General features: G+C 49.9%; 21 protein-coding genes and 1 pseudogene. 18 read left to right on the forward strand and 4 right to left on the reverse strand.

All coding sequences use genetic code 11. The annotated features are described in order from the left end of the window. The first annotated feature begins 273 nt into the window (after positions 1-273). Positions 274-1005, forward strand: a complete 732-nt coding sequence (locus DWZ56_RS15665) for a YebC/PmpR family DNA-binding transcriptional regulator (protein ID WP_118557547.1) — start codon at positions 274-276, stop codon at positions 1003-1005. A 96-nt stretch (positions 1006-1101) separates the two neighbouring features. Next, on the forward strand, positions 1102-1560 hold the full coding sequence (locus DWZ56_RS15670; RefSeq protein WP_118557548.1) for a GNAT family N-acetyltransferase: 459 nt from the start codon (positions 1102-1104) through the stop codon (positions 1558-1560). A gap of 19 nt (positions 1561-1579) precedes the next feature. Here DWZ56_RS15670 and DWZ56_RS15675 read toward each other — a convergent pair whose 3' ends face one another. The 4 genes from DWZ56_RS15675 to DWZ56_RS15690 all read right to left on the reverse strand — a co-directional run bounded on the left by DWZ56_RS15675 (position 1580) and on the right by DWZ56_RS15690 (position 5182). Continuing rightward, a complete protein-coding gene (locus DWZ56_RS15675; RefSeq protein WP_243095313.1) occupies positions 1580-1933 on the reverse strand; it encodes a DUF2000 domain-containing protein in 354 nt (117 codons plus the stop codon). A gap of 207 nt (positions 1934-2140) precedes the next feature. Continuing rightward, a complete protein-coding gene (locus tag DWZ56_RS15680; RefSeq protein ID WP_243095314.1) occupies positions 2141-2596 on the reverse strand; it encodes a hypothetical protein in 456 nt (151 codons plus the stop codon). Between the two features lie 137 nt (positions 2597-2733). After that, positions 2734-4152 carry a glucuronate isomerase gene (uxaC, locus tag DWZ56_RS15685; protein ID WP_118557550.1) on the reverse strand — a complete coding sequence of 473 codons (1419 nt, stop codon included), beginning with the start codon at positions 4150-4152 and terminating at the stop codon, positions 2734-2736. 28 nt (positions 4153-4180) lie between these two features. Next, the gene (locus DWZ56_RS15690) at positions 4181-5182 is read right to left on the reverse strand and encodes a LacI family DNA-binding transcriptional regulator (protein WP_118557551.1); all 1002 of its coding nucleotides are present in this window, start codon (positions 5180-5182) and stop codon (positions 4181-4183) included. A 249-nt stretch (positions 5183-5431) separates the two neighbouring features. Here DWZ56_RS15690 and DWZ56_RS15695 point away from each other — a divergent pair, with 249 nt between their 5' ends. The 16 genes and pseudogenes from DWZ56_RS15695 to DWZ56_RS15770 all read left to right on the forward strand — a co-directional run bounded on the left by DWZ56_RS15695 (position 5432) and on the right by DWZ56_RS15770 (position 22133). Further along, positions 5432-5821: a hypothetical protein gene (locus tag DWZ56_RS15695; RefSeq protein WP_243095315.1), complete on the forward strand. Its 390-nt coding sequence runs from the start codon at positions 5432-5434 to the stop codon at positions 5819-5821. A gap of 142 nt (positions 5822-5963) precedes the next feature. Then, complete coding sequence (locus DWZ56_RS15700; RefSeq protein WP_118557552.1) at positions 5964-7445, forward strand: UxaA family hydrolase; 1482 nt, start codon at positions 5964-5966, stop codon at positions 7443-7445. Beyond that, positions 7442-8197, forward strand: coding sequence for an IclR family transcriptional regulator (locus DWZ56_RS15705; RefSeq protein WP_118557553.1), 756 nt, complete (start codon positions 7442-7444; stop codon positions 8195-8197). The genes DWZ56_RS15700 and DWZ56_RS15705 overlap by 4 nt, the downstream gene beginning before the upstream one ends. A 191-nt stretch (positions 8198-8388) precedes the next feature. Further along, complete coding sequence (locus tag DWZ56_RS15710; RefSeq protein ID WP_118557554.1) at positions 8389-9045, forward strand: bifunctional 2-keto-4-hydroxyglutarate aldolase/2-keto-3-deoxy-6-phosphogluconate aldolase; 657 nt, start codon at positions 8389-8391, stop codon at positions 9043-9045. 20 nt (positions 9046-9065) lie between these two features. Further along, a complete protein-coding gene (locus DWZ56_RS15715; protein WP_118557555.1) occupies positions 9066-10163 on the forward strand; it encodes a sugar kinase in 1098 nt (365 codons plus the stop codon). A gap of 227 nt (positions 10164-10390) precedes the next feature. Beyond that, positions 10391-11392 carry an ABC transporter substrate-binding protein gene (locus DWZ56_RS15720; protein ID WP_118557556.1) on the forward strand — a complete coding sequence of 334 codons (1002 nt, stop codon included), beginning with the start codon at positions 10391-10393 and terminating at the stop codon, positions 11390-11392. Between the two features lie 106 nt (positions 11393-11498). Next, positions 11499-12437: an ABC transporter permease gene (locus DWZ56_RS15725; protein ID WP_118557557.1), complete on the forward strand. Its 939-nt coding sequence runs from the start codon at positions 11499-11501 to the stop codon at positions 12435-12437. Further along, positions 12437-13231, forward strand: a complete 795-nt coding sequence (locus DWZ56_RS15730; protein ID WP_118557602.1) for an ABC transporter ATP-binding protein — start codon at positions 12437-12439, stop codon at positions 13229-13231. Before DWZ56_RS15725 ends, DWZ56_RS15730 begins: the two co-directional genes overlap by 1 nt. A 282-nt stretch (positions 13232-13513) precedes the next feature. Continuing rightward, complete coding sequence (locus DWZ56_RS15735) at positions 13514-14491, forward strand: dipeptidase (RefSeq protein WP_118557558.1); 978 nt, start codon at positions 13514-13516, stop codon at positions 14489-14491. 41 nt (positions 14492-14532) lie between these two features. Beyond that, on the forward strand, positions 14533-16239 hold the full coding sequence (locus tag DWZ56_RS15740; RefSeq protein ID WP_118557603.1) for an ABC transporter ATP-binding protein: 1707 nt from the start codon (positions 14533-14535) through the stop codon (positions 16237-16239). 1 nt (position 16240) lies between these two features. Further along, positions 16241-17998, forward strand: coding sequence for an ABC transporter ATP-binding protein (locus DWZ56_RS15745; RefSeq protein ID WP_176927032.1), 1758 nt, complete (start codon positions 16241-16243; stop codon positions 17996-17998). A 48-nt stretch (positions 17999-18046) separates the two neighbouring features. Next, a complete protein-coding gene (locus DWZ56_RS15750) occupies positions 18047-18262 on the forward strand; it encodes a transcriptional repressor (RefSeq protein ID WP_279220305.1) in 216 nt (71 codons plus the stop codon). Positions 18263-18330: 68 nt separating this feature from the next. Next, positions 18331-18778 (forward strand): annotated as a pseudogene (locus DWZ56_RS15755) (6-carboxytetrahydropterin synthase). A gap of 218 nt (positions 18779-18996) precedes the next feature. Next, positions 18997-20073 carry a hypothetical protein gene (locus tag DWZ56_RS15760; RefSeq protein WP_118557561.1) on the forward strand — a complete coding sequence of 359 codons (1077 nt, stop codon included), beginning with the start codon at positions 18997-18999 and terminating at the stop codon, positions 20071-20073. A gap of 130 nt (positions 20074-20203) precedes the next feature. Continuing rightward, on the forward strand, positions 20204-21100 hold the full coding sequence (locus DWZ56_RS15765; protein ID WP_118557562.1) for a DUF368 domain-containing protein: 897 nt from the start codon (positions 20204-20206) through the stop codon (positions 21098-21100). A gap of 4 nt (positions 21101-21104) precedes the next feature. Continuing rightward, complete coding sequence (locus DWZ56_RS15770; protein WP_118557563.1) at positions 21105-22133, forward strand: 3-deoxy-7-phosphoheptulonate synthase; 1029 nt, start codon at positions 21105-21107, stop codon at positions 22131-22133. The last annotated feature ends 113 nt before the right edge of the window (positions 22134-22246 follow it).

Below are 22246 nucleotides of genomic sequence, written 5' to 3' on the forward strand. Positions count from 1 at the left end.
CCGTGAAGCGCGCAGCAACTGTCACCAACCGCCAGGTTGATGACCTGCGCGCACATCAGTGCGCTTCCTTGTGCGGGCTTTGTGGGATCCCAATGAGGACCATATACTGCCCCGGCATGTGCTGCTTTATCGGCAGCCGTGAATTGTTACGTAATCTAAAAAAAGATCTGAAAAAAGAACCTGAAAAATGTGCGAATGATCTTGAAACGGCGGAAAAGTAATGGTATGATATAGTATTGGTGAGCTGCATATAGAGAAAAAGGAGAGTTTTTTATGTCAGGACATTCTAAGTTTGCAAATATTAAACACAAGAAAGAGAAAAATGATGCTGCTAAGGGTAAGATCTTTACTATCATCGGCAGAGAAATCGCTGTGGCGGTGAAGGAAGGCGGAGCCGACCCGAATAATAACAGCAGGCTGCGTGATGTGATCGCTAAGGCTAAGGCGAATAATATGCCCAACGATACGATTGACAGGGGCATCAAGAAGGCCGCGGGCGATGCCAATGCGGTAAATTATGAGACTGTGACCTATGAAGGATACGGTCCTAACGGTGTTGCGATCATTGTGGATGCGCTGACCGACAATAAGAACAGAACGGCTTCCAATGTGAGAAATGCTTTCTCCAAGGGAAACGGCAATGTGGGTACGCCGGGCTGTGTATCCTTTATGTTTGATAAAAAGGGACAGATCGTCATCGATAAGGAAGAGTGTGAGATGGATGCGGACGAACTGATGATGATCGCTTTGGAGGCCGGAGCAGAGGATTTTGCCGAGGAAGAGGACAGCTTTGAAATCATTACGGATCCCGACGATTTCAGCGCAGTGAGAGAGGCCCTGGAAGCTGCAAAGGTTCCGATGATGGAGGCGGAGGTTACCATGATTCCGCAGACTTGGGTATCGCTGACGGATGAGACAGCCATAAAAAATCTGAACCGGACGTTGGATATGCTGGACGAAGATGATGACGTGCAGGCGGTTTATCATAACTGGGATGAGGACTGATCGGCAGATAGACAGTATGTAAGGGAGGGCGAACACTGGATGTTTTCGCCCTCCTGATTATTTCAGGGATTTTCTATAATAGGGGAAAAGACAGATATGGAGAAATACGAAATTAGGATGATCCGGGATCACAAGGAACTGGTTTTACAGGCGGCAGAGTGGTTTCACCAAAAATGGGGAATCCCCAGAAGTGCATATTCCGAAAGCATGGAGGCGTGCCTGAATAATACCTCTGCCATTCCGCAGTGGTATGTCGTTATGGACGGGGATAAGATCATTGCGGGGCTTGGAGTGATTGAGAACGATTTCCATAACCGCAGGGATCTGGCTCCGAATGTCTGCGCGGTATATGTGGAGGAGACATACCGCAAACAGGGAATTGCCGGCGATATGCTTAGATTTGCATGTGAGGATTTAAAAGCAAAGGGGATTGATACGCTTTATCTTTTAACAGACCATACATCGTTTTATGAGAGGTACGGATGGGAGTTTCTGTGCATGGTTCAGGGAGACGGAGAGCTTAAGTTGTCCAGAATGTATATGCATAGAATCTAGTACCTCGTACATCCGCCTATTACCGAAGCAGCGGCATACTTCCTGTTAGTTTATTTACTTTCTTCTTTGTTCCACAAATAGTTAATCCCAAATACTTTAGTTCTTGTTCTGCTGTGCTTCCCATTTTTTCAATAAACTCATCATAGGCTTTACAGCCTTGAGCTAAATCTGAAAAGTCAACCACAGTCAGATCTGAGAATTCCGGCTCATATAGTTTTTCTCTGATTGCTTTTAATTCCTTCATATTTCCTTTAAGGACAGGAACAGGAAACTCAATAATACCTAAATGCCTGTTGCCCGTTTTATCAGCCACATCAGCCCCCACTACTTCCGGCATTTTCTTTCCTAAAGTAATTCCCATGATAGCGACCATTGTACTTCTTAATATATGAATAGTCTTGTAAAGAATCTTCATATTGAGACATTTGAAGGCAGTCTGGCTCATTTGACGAACAGGCCGCTGTGCGCTCCGATGCGGGCCGACCATACGCAAAGGGGCTGAAACACGCTCTCGTGTTTCAGCCCCTGGATAGTTTCCTTTTATCGTTCATCTGGCAGGGTCAGCTTTCGTTTCACTTCCTCACATTTTTACAAGAGGCGTGACCGAAACCGCGCCCGAGATATCTATATTTCTGACAGAGGAAGGAAATGTCAGGTGAAATGCCAGCGAGGATTCCTGCGCAATGGCTTCATTGGTTGTAAAGCTCCCGGATGCGGAGGTGTTTCTGCCGCCGCTTCCGGCTGGGGCATAGAAGGAATAGAGCAGACGGAGGGAACCGCCAATCCTTGGTGTGATCTGCATGTAATTATCTGCTTCTGTGGTCGCGAGGAACAGATAATCCACCAGGTAGAGAAAACCGGGGGCGAGTATAATCTGGCTGTCTCCGTTTAAACGGATCTGATCGCCCTCCTGAAAAACAACGGACATGGGCAGGTCTGTTCCCGACGGTGGATTCGCGTAAACGCTGTATTGGGCGAAAAAACGGCAGGGGTTTTCATGATTGCAGGAGGATCCGGAACTGTTGCAGCATTTCATATCAGTTTCTCCTTTTTTATTTTAATATATGGTTTGAAGGAGAAATGGTTGAACAAAAAGCAGAGCCCGCTGTGTCCTGTCTGTGGCCCTGCTTTTTTCGTGCGGTGAGCGCACTTTTTCTATGAATCCGGTCTTTATTAATCGACGGTTTTTAAATTGAAGCCAAAATACTTCACTGCATTGTTATAGCAGATGCCCTGAACAATTCTCTTCAGCGCTTTTTCATCGTCCGGATATTCTCCGTTTTCTACCCAGCCGCCGATCAGGTTGCAGAGAATTCTACGGAAATAGTCGTGTCTGGTGTAGGAGAGGAAACTTCTGGAGTCGGTCAGCATGCCTACGAAGTTGCCGAGCAGCCCGAGGTTTGCCAGAGAGATCATCTGCTCTGTCATGCCGTGGATATGATCGTTGAACCACCAGGCACTTCCCTGCTGGATCTTGCCGGCGCACCCCGGTCCCTGGAAGCATCCGATAATTGTCCCTATGGACGCGTTGTCGTTCGGATTTAAGGAGTAGAGGATGGTCTTGGGCACTTCATCCGTTGCACTTAATGCGTTCAGGAAATCGGCCATCTCTGCGGACGGAGCGTAGTTGTTGATGCAGTCAAAGCCGGTATCCGGTCCGAGGCTCTGATAGCTCAATGCGTTGTTGTCACGCTTGCAGCCATAGTGCAGCTGCATAACCCATCCCATGCGGTTGTATTCCTTCGCTACAAAGAGCATAAATGCTGTTTTAAACTGCAGCTCTTCTAAGGGAGATACGGATTTACCGGAGAGGCGTTTTGCGAAAATCTCTTCGATTTTCTTCTCGCTGGCCGGTTTATACATCACATAATTTAAAGCGTGGTCGGATACGCAGCAGCCCATGGACTGGAAAAATGCCAGACGTACCTTCAACGCTTCTTTTAAAGAGGCGAAGCTCTTTACCTGCACGCCGCTCACAGCGGACAGTTTGCTTAAGTAATCGGCATAATCCGGTTTTTCGATATTCATGGCCTTGTCAGGTCTCCATGCAGGAAGGACCTGTACGTCAAAGGTCGGATCCTCCGCAATCTTTTTATGCCATTCCAAAGAATCCACAGGATCATCGGTGGTGCAGATTAAGGTTACATTGGAATTCTTGATGATGTTGCGCACGCTAAGCTGTTTGGTAGCCAGCTTCGCATTGCAGAGATTCCATACTTCCTCCGCAGTATCGCCGTTTAAAACACCTTCGTAGCCGAAATATTTTTTGAGCTCCAGATGGCTCCAGTGATAGAGCGGATTTCCGATTGCCTTTTCCAGGGTTTCCGCCCACTTCTGGAATTTTTCACGGTCGGAAGCATCCCCTGTGATGTAGTATTCATCGATGCCATTGGATCTCATCTGACGCCATTTGTAGTGATCGCCCCCAAGCCATACCTGGGTGATGGTTTCAAACTGACGGTCCTCATAGATTTCCTGCGGATTGATATGACAGTGGTAATCCAGAATCGGCATATCCTCGGCAAAGTCATGATAGAGATTCTTGGCAGTTTCTGTTTTTAGCAGAAAATTTTTGCCCATGAATGTTTTCATTAAAAAATCCTCCTTAGAAATTATATCATTAAAATTTTGTTGTTGCCCGTTTGATCAGTTCCGCGGTGATTGCAGTACGGCCGGGAACATTTTTGCCCTCAAAGGCTCCCATCAGAGTGCTGACGGTATTGATGCAAAGCGCCTCGATTTTGCTGTCGATGCTGCTAAGTTCCGGCTCACAGCAGAGGGCGAGAACCGAGTTGTTATAACCGATGACGCTTAAATCATCCGGCATGGATAGTCGGTTTACCAGGGCGAATTTCACAACCCCTACGGCCAGATTGTCCGAACTGCACACCACAGCGTCGAAGTGTGATCCCTTAGCGCTTAACTCCTCCATGTAATGATAGGAAGCCTGGATATCTTTGGGGAGCTGATGGATATGCTGCCGGTCCGCCGAAAGTCCGCCTTCCAGACAGGCTTCCGTATAACCGCGCATCTTGTTGTGCCCGCTGTAGGAATCGCTGGTATAGAGGTAGAGTATATCTTTCCGGCCCTCTTCAATCAATGATGATACGGCGGAAAATACGGCCGTGTAGTCATCGCAGAGCGTGCTGTAGACATTGTCACCCTCCAGATAGCCGTTTACCAGCATAACCGGCACTGTTTTTGCGGCGTTTAAGATATAGGCATTGTCCTTTTCCCTGGATTCTATGAATTTGGAACCCAGCAGAATCAGCGCATCCACACGCTTGGAGAGAAGCAGATTTAAATAGTTCTTTTTATTCTCCAGCGTATATCCGGTGCAGCAAAGGATGGAATCATAACCGAAATTGCGAAGCTCCCGTTCCAGAAAGTAGATGGCATTGGCCAGATAGATATCGGATGAATCGGAGCACATAATACCTATGGTTTTCATGCTGCCAAGTCCCAGTCCTCTGGCGAATACATTCGGTGTATATCCCAGCTCATCCATGACGGAAAGCACCCGTTCGCGGGTTTTCGGACTGACATTGGGATTCCCGTTCAGCACGCGGGATACCGTTGCGATGGAAACTCCGGCACGCTCTGAAACATCGTATATGTTCAAAAAATCACCTCTTATCTATATTGCCGGTACTGTTATGCGGCCGCAATATTACCTTGTTTTATATGAAAGAACAGGACTGTAAGCACTTACATCCCTTGATCATTATACCTTATTTAGATGTGGTTGGCAATATATTTTTAGCGCGTCTGTTCACTAGAATAATTGCTATAAAAATGCTATACTGTTAGTGTTCACGGCCCGATAAAGCAGTGCATGGGGGAAAGTTTACGGTAACTGTGAATAGACAGTATGCAAAAGATTACCTCATCTGTCCTAATCTCTTGCAGAAAAGCCAAAGCGTTGGGTGCCGACCTCACATTATTTCCTGAAATGTGGAGCAATGGCTATAAAATCTATGACCGGCCTGTTGAAGAATGGAAAGCGGAAGAGATCCCGATGTTGAAAGGGGCGGAGCTCATTCTCGTTCCCAATGCCTGCCCAAATGATTCGCGGGATACCTGCATATTGCAGGCGGACGGGGCCGAAGGTATTTATATTGCGGAACTCGACCTGGCCAAATTACGCCAATACCGTGAAAGCGAAGTACACGGCAACGCTTACCGGCATCCTGCAAAATACGGACTGTTGGTCAATACAAAGATTGAAAAACCGTTTATCCGGGAAGATTACCGGGCATGACAGATATTCCTGTCCGTTAACCACTTGACGAAATCTGTTTCAAACATTACAATGTAAGTACTTACAAGCGTATAGATAGCGTGTTTTGCGCCGATAAAGACCGGAAAACGGCGGCTTATAAGAGCGCAGGAAAGAGGAGAATATGCAGGATACGATCAGAATTAATGCAAAAGATACGGTGGCGGTGGCTTTAAAACCGATTCCGGAAGGGACTCATCTGACCGGCCCCGGCTTTGACGTGGTGACGGTTACAGAGATCCCCCAGGGACATAAATTTGCCATCAGGCCAATGAAAGCGGGGGAAGAGGTGATCAAATACGGATTCCGCATCGGCTATGCCACGAAAGATATCTTGCCCGGCGAATGGGTTCATGTGCATAATGTGAAAACAGCGCTGGGAGAGGTGCTTTCCTATACTTACCATCCCACAGGGAAGGACCTCGCTCCCACAGAGGATGCCTGGTTTTTAGGATACAGGAGGAAAGACGGCAGGACAGGCGTCCGCAACGAACTGTGGATCATACCGACCGTAGGCTGTGTTAACAGCATTGTTCAGGCAGTGGAAAAGCGTGCCGGATATCTGATCAGGGGCACGGTTGAGGATGTGGTTGCATTCACACATCCGTACGGGTGCTCACAGATGGGCGATGACCAGGACAATACGAGAAAAATCCTTGCGGATCTGGTGAATCATCCCAATGCCGGAGGCGTGCTGGTGATGGGACTTGGCTGTGAGAACAGCAATATCGAGGAACTGAAAAAATATATCGGGGAGTACGATCCCAACCGGGTGAAATTCCTTGTCTGCCAGGATGTGGAGGATGAGCAGGAAGAAGCTCTGAAGCTTTTGGAAGAGCTCGCCGAATACGCGGGAAGTTTTGTCAGGGAAAAAACGCCGGCAAGCGAACTGGTCATCGGCATGAAGTGCGGGGGCTCTGACGGCCTTTCCGGCATTACGGCAAATCCTGTAGTGGGAGCATTCTCCGATCTGCTGATCTCAAAAGGGGGTACCACAATCCTCACCGAGGTGCCGGAGATGTTCGGTGCTGAGACGCTTTTGATGGACCGCTGTGCCGATGAAGCCCTCTTTGAAAAGACAGTGGATCTGATCAATGATTTTAAGGAATATTTTACAAGCCATAACCAGACTATTTACGAAAATCCTTCACCTGGCAATAAAAAGGGCGGGATCTCCACTTTGGAGGATAAGTCGCTGGGCTGTACACAGAAGTCGGGAAGCGCTCTTGTAAAAGGGGTGCTGGCCTATGCAGAGCCGGTGAAGACAAAGGGCCTGAATTTACTTTCCGCACCCGGCAACGATTTGGTGGCGGCCACGGCGTGCGCTGCTTCCGGCGCCCAGATTGTGCTGTTTACCACCGGAAGAGGTACTCCGTTTGCCTCACCTGTGCCGACTCTCAAGATCAGCAGCAATTCGCGGCTGGCAGGAAATAAAGCGAACTGGATAGATTTTAACGCCGGCCGCCTGGTGGAGGAGATGAGCATGGAAGAGCTGTCTTTAGATCTGTTCAGGCTGGTACTGGATGTGGCTTCCGGCAGGAAAGTAAAGGCGGAAGAGGCAGGCTTCCATGATATGGCGATATTCAAACAGGGTGTGACTTTATGAAAATGAACCGCACGACGCAGAGAACCGTGGAAATTCTGAAACTGGTTTCCAAAAATCCGGAAGGCGTCTCGCTGGATGAAATCTGCGGGCAGCTGGAACTGCCCAAAACCAGCTGCTATGACATCATCACTACGCTGGCGGCCATGGGGATGGTCAACGTAGCACCGGGGCAGAAACAGAAATATACCATCGGGCTGCAGGCTTACCGCATCGGCATGAATTATACGAACAATTTAAACTTCATCAGTGTGATTGAGCCGGAACTTCGGGCATTTGCCAGGGAGACCGGGCGGACGGTGTTTTTCGGCATGCAGGCGGATCACGAGGTGGTTTATATCACGAAAGCGGAGCCGGAAAATCCGATCATTACCACCGCTACGGTCGGGAGTAAAAACCCGATGTACTGCACCTCCCTGGGTAAAGCGATATTGGCTAATCTTGAGCCGGCCGATCAGGAACTTCTGATTTCCCGCATGCATTTTAAGCCCAGAACCGCTAATACTATTTTGAGCGGAGACGCGCTGAAAGCGGAACTGGAAAAAGTGCAGATAAGGGGATATGCCATGGATTTCAGAGAAGTGGAAGAACATATGGTATGTGTCGGCGCGCCGGTATTTGACCGGGATGCCAAGGTTTTGGGTGCGATCAGCGTTTCCAGCCTTTACCGCAGGGATGAAGATTATGAGGCGCTGGGGGAACTGACAAAACAGCAGGCGCAGAAGCTCTCAAGGCTGCTGGGATATATCTCCTGAGAATGAAGTGTATTGTATTTTAATTAGTACAGAAAAACAGTTGACAAATTTCGCCGGCACATATAAGATAAAAATATGGAAATCGTATTTATGAAATGAATTCGTATATACGAACAATAAAGAATGAGGTCGGATAAATATGCGTATTCGGCCATGAGTGAGCGCGTCGCAGCGCGCGGATAGGTAATGAGATGAAAAAAGAACAGGTAATCACAAAAATGAAGGACGAGTGTCTGGTAGCAGTTGTGCGTGCGGAGAGCAAAGAGCAGGGCGAAAAGGTCATTGACGCTATCATCGCCGGCGGCATCAACTTTATCGAGATCACGATGACGGTTCCCGGTGCTGTGGATATCATCAAGGCGATGTGTGACAAGTACAGGGACAATAAAAATGTAGTGATCGGCGCTGGCACCGTACTGGATCCGGAGACCGCAAGAGCCGTAATCCTTGCAGGCGCTCAGTATGTAGTGAGCCCGGGCTTAAATCCGGAAACCGTGAAACTCTGCAACCGTTACAGAGTGCCCATGCTGCCCGGTGTTATGACTCCCACCGAGGCCATTACCGCACTGGAACTGGGATGTGATATCATCAAAGTATTCCCCGGCAATATTGTAGGACCTGCAGCGATCAGCTCCTTTAGAGGACCGCTTCCGCAGGGCGAGTTCATGCCTTCCGGCGGCGTTGACGTGGATAATGTTGAGAAATGGTTGAAGGCAGGAGCCTGTGCGGTTGGTACAGGCAGCAATCTGACCGCCGGCGCTAAGAAGGGCGATTATGCGGCAGTGACCGCTAAGGCACAGGAATTCGTAAAAGCGGTGGCGGATGCCAGAGCAAATCTTGCAAAATAAAACATTAAGGAGAGTTTGAAATGGATTTCAATTTAAGACCGAAGAGCGAATGTAAATATGATATGGTGTCCCTGGGCGAGGTAATGATCCGTCTGGATCCCGGTGAAGGACGTATCCGCAATGCCAGATCCTTCCGCGTATGGGAAGGCGGCGGAGAATACAATGTAGCGAGAGGATTAAAGAAATGCTTCCGCATGGATACCGGTGTGATCACAGCGTTTGCTGACAATGAAGTGGGCATGCTGTTAGAGGACCTGATCATGCAGGGCGGTGTGGATACATCCCTGATCAAATGGGTGAAGACAGACGGCATCGGCAGAACCTGCAGAAACGGCCTGAACTTTACCGAAAGAGGTTTCGGTGTGCGCGGCGCTGTGGGCTGTTCCGACAGAGCCAATACCGCAATATCCAAGATGAGACCGGAAGATTTTGACTTTGATTACATCTTCGGCGAACTGGGCGCAAGATGGCTGCATACCGGCGGCATCTATGCGGCGCTGTCCGAGGAAACTTCCGAAACCGTAGTCGCTGCAATCAAGGCTGCCAAGAAATACGGTACAATTGTATCCTATGACTTAAACTACAGACCTTCTCTGTGGAGCGCGATCGGCGGACAGGCCAAGGCACAGGAAGTTAATAAAGAAATCGCGAAGTATGTGGATGTCATGATCGGCAACGAAGAGGACTTTACCGCATGCCTGGGCTTTGAAATCGAGGGAAATGACGAGAACCTGAAGGAACTCAACATTGACGGATATAAAAAGATGATTGAAACAGCAGTAAAGACTTACCCGAATTTCAAGGCGGTTGCAACCACCTTAAGAGAAGTGAAGACAGCCACGGTCAACGACTGGAGCGCACTTTGCTGGGCGGACGGCCAGATCTTCAAGGCTGCCGATTACAAAGGACTGGAAATCATGGACCGTGTAGGCGGCGGTGATTCCTTCGCATCCGGACTGATCTACGGTCTGATGACCACCGGAGATGCAGAAAAAGCTGTTAACTATGGTGCGGCACACGGCGCATTAGCTATGACCACTCCTGGCGATACCACTATGGCCAGCTTAAAGGAAGTGGAAAGACTGATGGGCGGAGCAGGCGCCAGAGTTCAGAGATAAATACTATATATAACAAACCCAAAACCCATTATGCCAAAAAGAAGAGGCTCCCTTGCCAAGGAGTCTCTTCTTTTTCTGAGTACGCCAGGCGGCATACGAGCGGCATTCTTTTTTCTCAAGAACTTAGTTGACGAATCCCAAATTTTGTTGTAGAATAATTTAACGGGTCAAAGCGCCAAAGCATTAAAGCTTTAAACCGTTAGAATTTAGAAAAAGGTGAGAAGAATATGAAAAAGACAAAAAAAGCAGTATCCCTCCTGCTGTGTGCAGCGATGGTATTGGCGGCGGCCGGCTGCAGCAGCTCCGGAAAACCCGCGTCAAAAGATGAAGTGAAAAAAATCGGCATTATTCAGCTGATGCCCCATAACGCATTGGATGCGGCGAATAAGGGATTTGTAGATGGCCTGGCTGAAGCTGGATATGTGGATGGAGAAAATATAACGATTGATCAGCAGAACGCCCAAGGGGATCAGTCAAACTGCGTAACTATCGCTCAAAAGCTGGTAAACGACGGTGAGGATTTGATCCTGGCCATTGCCACTCCGGCGGCGCAGGCGGCCGCGGGAGCTACCTCGGATATCCCGATCCTGGTAACGGCGGTCACGGATCCTGCCAGCGCAGGCTTGGTGGACAGCAATGAAGCTCCCGGGGGAAATGTTACGGGCACCTCAGACCTGACGCCGATTAAAGATCAGATCGAACTGCTTAAGAGAATCATCCCCGATGCCAAGACTGTGGCAATCCTTTACAGCTCCGCAGAGGACAATTCCAGATATCAGGCTGATATCGCCAAGACAGAGATTGAGGCTGCCGGCATGGAATGGGTGGAGGCAACCGCTTCCCAGGCGGCGGATGTGCAGTCTGTGGTGGAATCCCTGGTAGGCAAGGTGGATGTGATTTATTCGCCCACAGATAACCTGATCGCAGGGGCCATGGCAACCGTCAGCATGATCGCAAGCCAGAACAACATCCCATGCATCGTGGGTGAGGAAGGTATGGTCGAGAACGGCGGGCTGGCCACCTATGGGTTGAGCTACTACAATCTCGGCAAGCTGACCGCACAGCAGGCGGTCAAAATCCTGGAGGGAGAAGCCAAGCCGGCCGATCTGCCCATCGGATATCTGCCGAAAGAAGACTGCGCGCTTGCGGTGAATGAAGACACCGCCGCGGCTCTGGGCATTACGATTCCCCAGGACGTGCTGGATGAGATTGCAGCACAGAATAAATAAGATAAGAACCGGCGATTGCCGTAAAGGAAAGGGGAACGGAGAAATTTTCGTTCGGGAATTCTCCGTTTTCCTTTCCTTTGGCATATGGTGACATAGGGAGGTTACAATGAGTTTATCGAGTTTGCTGGCAGCGATGCCGGGCGCTGTTTCCCAGGGCGTGATGTGGGGCGTGATGGTACTGGGAGTTTATATCACCTTTCGGGTGTTGGATGTGGCGGATCTGACCGTGGACGGAAGTTTTTCACTGGGCTCCTGTACCTGCGCCGCATTGGTGATGGGGGGAGTAGATCCGGTTCTGGCACTGCTGATCGCGATCCTTGCGGGACTGGCAGCCGGTTTTGTGACCGGATTTTTACATACAGTATTTGAGATACCCGCAATTTTGGCCGGGATATTGACTCAGATCGCTCTTTATTCCATCAATATCCGCATCATGGGCCGGGCCAATCTGCCGATGCTCAAGGTAGAAACGGTGATTGACCGTGTTACCGGATGGATACCGGTGAATAAAACAGTGGCTTCCCTGATCTTAGGTGTTCTGATTGTGGCGGCGGTGATCGGCATACTGTACTGGTTCTTCGGTACGGAGATCGGGTGTGCCCTGCGCGCCACCGGCAATAATGAATATATGGTCCGTTCACTGGGCGCCAGCACAAAGTTTATGAAGCTGCTGGGGCTTATGGTCAGTAACGGTCTGGTAGCCCTGTCGGGCGCGCTTGTGGCACAGAGTCAGGGTTATGGCGATGTGAACAGCGGTACGGGCGCGATCGTTATCGGGCTCGCTTCCATCGTGATCGGCGAGGTGATCTTTGGCAAACGTTTCTCCTTTGCCTATAAGCTGGCATCTGTGGTGGTGGGATCGGTCATTTACCGTATCGTAATCGCTTTTGTGCTGCAGGCCGGACTTAGCACCGACGATCTGAAGCTGCTCACCGCTCTGGTGGTGGCGGTAGCCTTAGCGATCCCCACGGTCGTGAAGAAATGGAAGATGAAGAAGCTGGTCAGCGCACCGGCAGTACCGAATGGGGAGGATAAACAGCCATGATGTTATCAATAAAACAGGTATATAAAACGTTTAATCCGGGTACTGTGAATGAGAAAAAAGCGCTGTCCAATCTGAATCTGGAATTGGAGAAGGGCGATTTTGTTACGATTATCGGAGGTAACGGCGCCGGCAAATCTACGATGCTCAATATGATTGCCGGAGTCTATCCCATTGACCGGGGCTCAATCATTCTGGATGGGGTGGATATCAGCAGGAAGCCGGAGCATTCAAGAGCCTGGCTGCTGGGACGGGTATTTCAGGATCCCATGATGGGGACCGCATCCGACATGGAGATACAGGAAAATCTGGCTATGGCCTTTCGGCGGGGACGCCGCAGGGGACTGGGCTGGGGCATTAAAAAAGACGAGAAAGCGCTCTATCGGGAAAAGCTGCGGATCCTGGATCTCGGCCTGGAAGATCGGATGACGGCCAAGGTGGGGCTATTATCCGGCGGACAGCGCCAGGCGCTGACGCTTTTGATGGCCACTCTGCAGGATCCGAAGCTTCTGCTTCTGGATGAACACACCGCTGCGCTGGATCCTAAAACTGCTAAAAAAGTGCTGGCAATCACCCAAGAAATTGTGGCCAGCAAGAATCTGACGGCGATGATGGTAACCCATAACATGAAGGATGCCATCGCGTATGGAAACCGTCTCATCATGATGCATGAGGGCAGGATCATCTATGATGTGGCGGGTGAAGAAAAAAAGAATCTGAAAGTGGCGGATCTGCTTGAGAAATTTGAAACGGTCAGCGGGGAAGAATTTGCCAACGACCGGATGCTGCTTAACTGACAGATACGGTTAGTACTAGTTTCATGGCGGCGGGGCATAGCCCCGCCGTTTTTCGCTTCCATAGTAAAACAGTCGAATTTCGGGCAAAAACTGCTGAAAATCGACCATTTATTTTTAACGGATTCTCAGAGAAGGATTTTGGTGGTATTCTTTATATATGAAAGCGCATACAAATGTGCGCAGGCTAGACTGCAATACATCGGGAAGGTGTGTCCCATGCGGCGAATGTGCATGCATGAGGCAGAACCTTCCTTAATAATATGTATGGAGGAGGTTATATTTATGAATTACATTGATCTTCACTGTGATACCCTGAGTGAGCAGTACGGCACACAAGATCCGACCCTGGTACATAACAGCTGCGCGGTGGATTTTGATAAGCTGACGGACGGAGGGTGCATGGCGCAGTTTTTCGCCATATGGCTGCCGCCTGAGGCAGAGTGGGAGAAGCGGTTTCAAAATACGGTCACCGAAGAGGAATATCTGGAGTGTCTGGCCGCCCGCTTAAAGGAAGAGACCGGACGCAGCCAGGACAGGATTCGCTTTGCGTCATCCTGGAAAGAGCTGGAGAAAAACCGACAGGATGGCAGGATGTCCGCGGTACTCACCATTGAGGACGGCCGCTCGGTGCGCGGAAAAGTGGATAATCTCAAACGTTTTTATGATATGGGAGTCCGCCTGATCACGCTGACATGGAATTATGAAAACTGCTTCGGGTATCCCAACTCCTACGATCCGGACGTGATGGGAAGAGGGCTGAAGCCTTTCGGCCTGGAAGCGGTGGAGTACATGAATGAGCTGGGGATGATTGTGGATGTGTCCCATCTGTCGGAGGGCGGTTTTTATGATGTCGCATCCGTATGCAGGAAGCCGTTTATCGCTTCTCACAGCAATGCCCGCGCGCTGTCACCCAATAAGCGGAATCTGTCGGATGATATGATTCGGATTGTAGCTGAAAAGGGCGGGGTGATCGGACTCAATATCTGTGCCGGTTTCCTCAATGCGGATGTGAATGACCGGCGCAGCAGAATCGCCGACATGAGCCGTCATGCCCGCCATATCGCCGATGTGGGCGGCATGGAGTGCCTGGCGCTTGGTACGGATTTTGACGGGACCGGCGGGGATCTGGAGCTGGACCGCGCGGATAAGGTGCCTCTGCTTTGGGATCAGCTGATAAAGGACGGCTTTACGCAGTCCCAGGTAGAAAAAATCGCCTGGAAGAATGCCCTTCGCGCGGTGAAGGACATTTGGAGAGAATGAGTGAAACACTGTTACCTACAGCAGCAAAGGATGGAGAAGGAATGAAGAAGATACTGAACTACTGTTACCCTTACCGATGGGGAATGCTGTGGGGGCTGACGATGAAGATGACGGGTGCTATGGCAGAGCTGGTTCTGCCATGGGTCCTGTCTTATATGATCGACAAAGTCATCCCCCAAAAAAGTGTGAATAAAATTATACTGTTTGGATTCCTCATGCTGGCATGTACGGTTGCGGCATGTATTCTGAATATTACGGCAAACCGAAAGGCATCCAAAGTATCCAGGGATGTGACCGAACAGATCCGCAACGACCTGTTTCGCAAGATGTCTTATCTTTCAAATTCGCAGGTGGATGAGATCACACTTCCATCCATGATATCCCGTTTAACAACCGATACATACAATATCCACAACATGATCAGCATGGCTCAGAGGCTGGGGGTGCGCGCCCCGTTCATGTTCCTGGGAGGAATCATCATGACCTTGTCCCTGGACTGGTTTCTGACGCTTATGATGCTGTCCATGCTGCCTTTTATCGTCATCATGATCATCCTGGTCTACAGGAAGGCGCTGCCGATGTTTCGTCTGCTGCAGATCAAGATCGACCGCTTTGTGCGGGTGGTGCGTGAGGATGCGGCCGGAATACGTGTGATTAAGGCGCTGTCCAAGACAGATTATGAAAAGAGAAAATTCCATCAGATCAACAGCGACGTGGTGGAACAGGATCAGATGGCAGGACGGACCATGGGCATACTCAATCCCGGCATGAACCTGTTTTTGAATATCGGCCTGGTCCTGGTGATTCTGGCCGGTGCTTACCGGGTGAATCGCGGACTTACACAGCCGGGTGAAATCATCGCCTTTATGACCTATGTGGTGCTGATCCTGAATGCGGTGCTTTTCATATCCCGTATGTTTGTGATCAGTTCCAGGGCCAGCGCGTCCGCCAGCCGCGTCACGGAGATTTTAGCTTTAGAACCTCAGCTTAAAGTGGAAGAGTTACCGCGGGAAGACACCCCTTATCACGTGGAATTTCGCAATGTGAGTTTCGCCTACCGCGGCCAGAAATCCACGCTGTCCGATATAAACTTTGCGCTGAAAAGAGGGGAGACCCTGGGCATCATAGGCGCGACCGGTTCCGGGAAGACGGCGCTTATACAGCTGCTCATGCGGTTTTATGATGTGGCGCAGGGCAGGATCCTGATCGGCGGACGCAATGTGAAATCCATCGATATGGAAACGCTGCGCCGCAAATTCGGCGTTGTATTTCAAAATGACATTCTGTTCAACCAGTCAATCTATGAAAATATCCGTTTCGGCAGGGATCTTACGGACGAACAGATCATGAACGCGGTTTCCTATGCCAGGGCAAAGGACTTTATCGACGGGAAAAAGGGCGGCATGGAGGACACGGTTTCCATCAAAGGCGCAAACCTGTCAGGAGGCCAGAAACAGAGGGTGCTGATCGCGAGGGCGCTGGCGGCGGAACCGGAGATACTGATTTTAGACGATTCCTCCAGCGCGCTGGATTATAAGACCGATGCGGCGCTTCGCGGTGAGATACGCACACATTTTTCAGACACCACAACAATCATGATCGCTCAGCGAATCAGTTCCGTCATGTTTGCGGATCATATCCTGGTGCTGGATGAGGGGCGCACGATCGGTTATGGGACCCACGAAGAACTGATGAGAGACTGTGAGATATACCGTGAAATCAGCCAGTCACAGATGGGGGGTGAGTGACGTGAAGAAAGAGAAACTGCTTGTGAAGAGAAAACATACGATCAAAAGGCTGGTGAAATACCTGCTTCAGTACCGACTGCTGTTTGCCGGCGCGGTGCTTCTGGCGGTTATAAGCAACCTTCTGGCGCTCTTAGGCCCTATGCTGTCCGGTTTTGCCATCGATAATATCGAGTTCGGCGCGGGCGCGGTGCGCTTTGACAAGGTCTTCTTTTATGCGGGGCTGATGCTTGTATGTTATCTCATATCCTCTCTGCTTTCCTATGCGCTGACACTATTAATGCTGCATTTCAGCAAAAAGGTGGCATACCAGCTTAGGAAAGAAGTATTTGAGACGCTGATGGGACTGCCGGTTTCTTACTTTGACATCCATCCCACCGGCGACATTATCAGCAAGATATCCTACGATATCGATACGGTGAATACCTCCCTGTCCTCGGATCTGATCGCGATCTGTTCCAGCGTCATCACAGTGCTCGTTTCTTTTGTGATGATGGTGGTGATCTCGCCGAAGCTGGTTCTGATCTTTGTGGTTACGGTGCCCCTGTCCATCATTATGACCAAAAAGCTCACCGGTATCACGCGGCCGCTGTTTCGCAAGCGCTCGGCTAAAATGGGAGAACTCAATGGCTTTGTTGAGGAAATGATCTCCGGACAAAAGACCTTAAAGGCCTATCACCAGGAGGAAAATACCATTGACCGGTTTAAAGCGAAAAATAAAGAAGCGGTGGATGCGTATTACAATGCGGACTATATGGGATCGACCGTGGGCCCCTGCGTGAACGGCATCAACAATTTATCCCTCACCCTGATCAGCGTGTTCGGAGCCATCGCTTATCTGCACGGGACTATCAGTCTGGGGAATATTTCATCCTTCGTGCTTTATTCCAGAAAGTTCTCCGGCCCGATCAACGAGGCCGCAAACATCATGAGTGAATTTCAGTCCGCGCTGGCGGCCGCTGAGAGAGTGTTCCAGCTGATCGATGAACCGTGGGAAGCGCCGGATGATGAAGGCGCCCGGGAACTTAAAAATGTGAAGGGCGATGTAGAACTAAAGCATGTGGCATTTGGCTACAATGAAGGGGAGACGATCATCCACGATCTTAGCATGTGCGCAGAGCAGGGAAAAACAGTGGCGATCGTGGGCCCTACCGGGGCGGGAAAAACAACGCTGATCAATCTGCTCATGCGCTTCTATGACGTAAACAGTGGGGAAATCACCGTGGATCAAAAGGAAATCCATCAGGTGACCAGGGACAGCTTACGGCGCTCCTATGCGATGGTGCTGCAGGACACCTGGCTTTTTAAGGGGACAATCTATGAGAATATCCGCTACGGCAATGAAAAGGCATCCAGGGAAGATGTGATAGAGGCGGCGAAGGCCGCAAACATCCATAATTACATTATGAGCCTTCCCAAAGGCTATGATACCGTGCTGACGGATGACGGCACGAACATATCCAAAGGCCAGAAACAAATGCTGACGATCGCCAGGGCCATGCTGTTGGACGCGCGCATGCTGATACTGGATGAGGCCACCTCCAATGTGGATACAAGAACGGAGATACAGATCCAGGAAGCAATGCTAAGGCTGATGGAGGGAAAAACCTGCTTTGTCATCGCCCACCGTCTTTCCACCATACGCAATGCGGACGTGATCCTGGTCGTTCGTGACGGCGATATCGTGGAGCAGGGAAAGCATCAGGAACTGATGCAGGCCAAGGGCTTTTATTATCAGATGTATCAGTCGCAGTTTGAATAAAAAACTTGACAGAACTGGTAAAAAGTACTATATTGACATATCCGAAAAATCAGTGTGGAGGGAAAACCGGACCGGTATGACCGAAATACAAGGCATGACCATTTGATTTGCCGCCGCTGCGGTAAGCTGGTTGATATTTCCCTCGCTGACATGACATCTGATTTGGAGCGACAGGTAGGCTTTAAAATAGAAGCTTACGATTTAAAAATACAGTATCTCTGTCCCGAGTGCAGACGGGAACAGCCAGCTGGCTCCGATCTGTGAATGACCGCTTAATGAGAGCGTATGCGGGCGCGTAATCCCGTAAATATAAATTGTAGGAGGGTAACAGCATGAGAAGTATTACGACACTGGAACTGCAGTACGCTCATCGTTTCTTTGGTTTTAAGGGTGAGGCGCAGTATCTGCACGGACATACGGGGATTTTAACGATTGAGGTTGAGGATTCGGTGAATCCGGGGGTTAATATGGTGTTCCCCTGCAATGAGATTCAGAAAACAGCCTGGGAAGGGGCCGGCTTTTCAAACAGAGCTTGCCACTGCATACCCTGAATGCAGACTGGTGGTCACCAAAGAGACCATGACCGTTGAAGGGATGATCAAAATCGTCTATGACCTGCTCAAGGACAAGCTGAATATCGCAAAAATCACCTTTACAAGCGGTGTCAATGCGGCATCGGCAGAATTTTCAACTAAGAATCAGATCGACCGCTGCCCTTTGTGCGGCAGCGCGTTAAATGAAGACGGTGTATGTCCCAAGTGTGGGCACAGGAAGAACTAAGGCATTTCCGGCTGGCGAAAAAAGCGGATACCGCGATGCTGCAAAATACGGCAGTGCGGTGTCCGCTTTTTGCCTGCGCCTGGCGGCGCTCATCAGGGCATTCTAAAGCTGGATATTCTAGGCTCTGAAATGAGTTGACGGCGCATCATCTTTCTCTTATAATTCTAGTAGAGCATGCTGTGGCTTAAGGGGCTGCGGCAGCAGAGGAGGAATTGAGTATGGTTCGATATATATGTCCGGTCTGCGACAGTGAACTAAAGGGGCATTACTGTCCTGTGTGTAAGAAGAGAATCAAGGAACCGGTGAGATTTACAGGAGAATGTCTGCCCAATGAGCACAGCAATCGCTGCTATGTGCCGCCGAACAGATCCAAAAAAGAAACGCCCAGGGCCAATGTTCCCAGGCCTTATACCACGGCGCGCAGCACGCATACTGCGCCCGGCACCCATACGGCACCCGGAAGAACGCATCCGGTATGGGAGAATGCTAACAGAGCCGGACAGAGCGGCAGGACGGCGGCAGGTGCAGGCGGCAGTTATTCCGGCGGTTCCCCTTACAGAAGCAATGGGGAGATCCCAAAGAAAAAGATTACCGGGGCGACAGTAGTCGCAGCGGTGATCATAATCTGGATCATACTGATCTTTGCGATCAATATGATCACCAGCCTGGTCAGCCACGGGATGGGCAGTTTTGGAGGCAGCGCGGAAACGAGCGCAGCTGTGACGGATACGATTACATTTCCTTTCCCTGTGGAAGGCGTAGAGAATGATGATTATATTAACTATACGCTGACGGATGAACAGGTGATGGAGTTAGGAGAGCCCTCCAATATGCTTCGCTGCTATGAAATCGATGGGACAGAGGCTGTCAGTCAGATAACCGCAATGCTTAAAGAGCGTGGACAGAGTGTGGTCTCACAAAGTGTCAGCAGCTATAATACCGTCATTAAGTACAAGGAGGACGGTAGCTTTTCCAGCTCCTACGGTACGCACACCTACTTAAATCTCGACAGTCAGCTGGATCAGATTGCGGTGGATACGGAAACCTTTACCGGAAAGCTGACAGGCGTCAGCATAAGCATTCAGGACAGGGAGAAAGCCGAAGAATTATTTTTTGCATTGGCAGAGTACATAACCGGAGATACGTTTGATGAAACCCAAAAGCAGGACATCAGCGAACAGATCGCTTCCTGCCGGAGCGGCAGTCAGTATGTTTTTATTTATCTCGGAGAAAGTGAGCTCTATTACAGCTACAATAAAGACAGCAGCGATTACTATTCAATCACCCATAAATAGCAGGATGCCAATGAGAGGATGCGCCGGAAACAGCCGGCAGCATCCTTTTTTTGCCGATTCCGCATTGACCTGCCATAAAATCTAATATATAATGTTTCCTGTGTGCAAAACACAGGAAAGGACGAATAAAATGAAATACATCATGGACCTGATTAAAGGAATCTTTATTGGCATCGCCAATATCATACCGGGTGTCAGCGGCGGCACCATGGCGGTATCCCTCGGTATTTATGACAGGCTGATATCCTCCATAACCGGTTTGCTGAAAAATGTAAAAAAGAGCCTGCAGACTCTGATTCCGATCCTTTTGGGCGCGGCCATCGGTATTGTGGGATTCACCTATGCGATTGAATTTCTGTTAAGCAAATATACTCTGCCCACCTGCCTGACATTTGTAGGCTTGATTCTGGGAGGTATTCCGATTCTTGTGAAGCATTTTAAAGCGGGGCTGGATGAGAAACAGGGCGGTAAGATATCGGCGGCAAATGTGATCGCATTTGTGCTATTGTTTGCGCTGGTCATATTTATGGCCTTCCAGCAGGGTGCTGATAATGAGCTGACGACCTTCGATGTAAATGCAGGCAATATGATCAAGCTGTTTTTTGCGGGCCTGATCGCTTCAGCAACTATGGTGGTGCCGGGAATCAGCGGTTCTCTGGTGCTGATGATCCTGGGTTACTATTACGGAGTGTTAAATACGATCAAGAATTTCCTGGACGCGTTAAAAGTGATGGATATGGCCGGTCTGGGACACGGCTTTATGCTGTTGCTTCCCTTCGGAATCGGCGTAATTCTTGGAATTTTCCTGATTGCCAAGGCGATCGAGTACCTCTTTAAAAAGCATACGACAATCACCTACAGCGCCATCCTGGGACTGATTATAGCCTCCCCCGTTGCTATTTTTTCCAACACCAACGCACTGGCAGATCTTAGTTCGGACACGGCCGTTATCCGTGTGATTGCCGGCATCGTGCTGTTGATCGGCGGCGCTGCCATCACATATTTTTTAGGAAAGAAAGAAGCGTAAGAAGATGAGTTTTGAATTTGTACAGAAATTGCCGACGCCTGCCGAGATGAAGGAGCAGTTTCCCCTTTCTGCGAAGCTGCATAAGGTGAAAGAGGAGCGCGACGCGCTGATCAGAAAAGTGTTTACAGGGGAGAGCGATCAGTTTATCGCGATCATCGGTCCCTGTTCCGCAGACAACGAGGATGCGGTTTGCGACTATATCAACCGCGTGGCGAAGGTACAGGATAAGATAAAAGACAGGGTGATCATTATACCCAGGATTTATACCAATAAGCCCAGGACCACCGGAGAGGGCTACAAGGGCCTGCTTCATCAGCCGGATCCGGAGAAAAAACCGGATTTGTTTGAGGGTGTGCTGGCGATCCGTAAGCTGCATATGCGGGCGATCAGCGAGACCGGTCTGACGCCGGCCGATGAGATGCTGTATCCTGAGAACTACCGGTATCTGTCCGACGTGCTCTCCTATGTGGCAGTGGGAGCCAGATCGGTAGAAAATCAGCAGCACCGTCTGACTGTCAGCGGCATGGAGGTACCGGCCGGCATGAAAAATCCGACCAGCGGCGATCTGTCCGTCATGATGAACTCCGTAGTGGCAGGACAGATGGGACATACCTTTATTTACCGCGGCTGGGAAGTGAAGACGGACGGAAACGAGCTGACCCATACGATTCTGCGCGGCGCTGTGAACAAGCACGGACAGTCCCTGCCCAATTATCACTATGAGGATTTAAGGCGCCTCTATGAAATGTACCAGTTAAGAAACTACAAGAACCCGGCCTGCATCGTGGATGCGAACCATTCCAACTCCAACAAGCAGTTTAAAGAGCAGATCCGCATCGTGAAGGAAGTGCTGCACAGCAGACGGCACGATCCGGACATCGCCGGACTGGTGAAGGGCGTTATGATCGAGAGTTATATCCACGAAGGAAGCCAGAAGGTGGGCGACCATGTCTATGGCTGTTCCATCACCGATCCTTGTCTGGGATGGGAGGATTCCGAGCGGCTTCTCTATGAGATTGCAGATTCCCTGTAAGGCGCAGCCTTACAGGACCGGCGGCCGGAATTAAATCACGCTTGCGCCTGACCGCATAAAGACAACATACTTTTATGACTGCAGCTGTAATTTGCAACCGTACAGGTTTCAAA

This window comes from Lachnotalea sp. AF33-28 (assembly GCF_003477885.1).
GTDB lineage: Bacteria > Bacillota > Clostridia > Lachnospirales > Lachnospiraceae > AF33-28.

Excerpts from the sequence above, each read along its gene's own strand:
- DWZ56_RS15700 (WP_118557552.1), top strand. The coding sequence starts at position 5,964 with ATGCAGGATACGATCAGAATTAATGCAAAAGATACGGTGGCGGTGGCT.
- uxaC (WP_118557550.1), bottom strand. The coding sequence starts at position 4,152 with ATGAAAACATTCATGGGCAAAAATTTTCTGCTAAAAACAGAAACTGCC.
- DWZ56_RS15675 (WP_243095313.1), bottom strand. The coding sequence starts at position 1,933 with ATGGTCGCTATCATGGGAATTACTTTAGGAAAGAAAATGCCGGAAGTA.
- DWZ56_RS15695 (WP_243095315.1), top strand. The coding sequence starts at position 5,432 with ATGCAAAAGATTACCTCATCTGTCCTAATCTCTTGCAGAAAAGCCAAA.
- DWZ56_RS15720 (WP_118557556.1), top strand. The coding sequence starts at position 10,391 with ATGAAAAAGACAAAAAAAGCAGTATCCCTCCTGCTGTGTGCAGCGATG.
- DWZ56_RS15725 (WP_118557557.1), top strand. The coding sequence starts at position 11,499 with ATGAGTTTATCGAGTTTGCTGGCAGCGATGCCGGGCGCTGTTTCCCAG.
- DWZ56_RS15760 (WP_118557561.1), top strand. The coding sequence starts at position 18,997 with ATGGTTCGATATATATGTCCGGTCTGCGACAGTGAACTAAAGGGGCAT.
- DWZ56_RS15735 (WP_118557558.1), top strand. The coding sequence starts at position 13,514 with ATGAATTACATTGATCTTCACTGTGATACCCTGAGTGAGCAGTACGGC.
- DWZ56_RS15740 (WP_118557603.1), top strand. The coding sequence starts at position 14,533 with ATGAAGAAGATACTGAACTACTGTTACCCTTACCGATGGGGAATGCTG.
- DWZ56_RS15715 (WP_118557555.1), top strand. The coding sequence starts at position 9,066 with ATGGATTTCAATTTAAGACCGAAGAGCGAATGTAAATATGATATGGTG.
- DWZ56_RS15730 (WP_118557602.1), top strand. The coding sequence starts at position 12,437 with ATGTTATCAATAAAACAGGTATATAAAACGTTTAATCCGGGTACTGTG.
- DWZ56_RS15770 (WP_118557563.1), top strand. The coding sequence starts at position 21,105 with ATGAGTTTTGAATTTGTACAGAAATTGCCGACGCCTGCCGAGATGAAG.
- DWZ56_RS15670 (WP_118557548.1), top strand. The coding sequence starts at position 1,102 with ATGGAGAAATACGAAATTAGGATGATCCGGGATCACAAGGAACTGGTT.
- DWZ56_RS15665 (WP_118557547.1), top strand. The coding sequence starts at position 274 with ATGTCAGGACATTCTAAGTTTGCAAATATTAAACACAAGAAAGAGAAA.
- DWZ56_RS15680 (WP_243095314.1), bottom strand. The coding sequence starts at position 2,596 with ATGAAATGCTGCAACAGTTCCGGATCCTCCTGCAATCATGAAAACCCC.
- DWZ56_RS15705 (WP_118557553.1), top strand. The coding sequence starts at position 7,442 with ATGAAAATGAACCGCACGACGCAGAGAACCGTGGAAATTCTGAAACTG.
- DWZ56_RS15765 (WP_118557562.1), top strand. The coding sequence starts at position 20,204 with ATGAAATACATCATGGACCTGATTAAAGGAATCTTTATTGGCATCGCC.
- DWZ56_RS15710 (WP_118557554.1), top strand. The coding sequence starts at position 8,389 with ATGAAAAAAGAACAGGTAATCACAAAAATGAAGGACGAGTGTCTGGTA.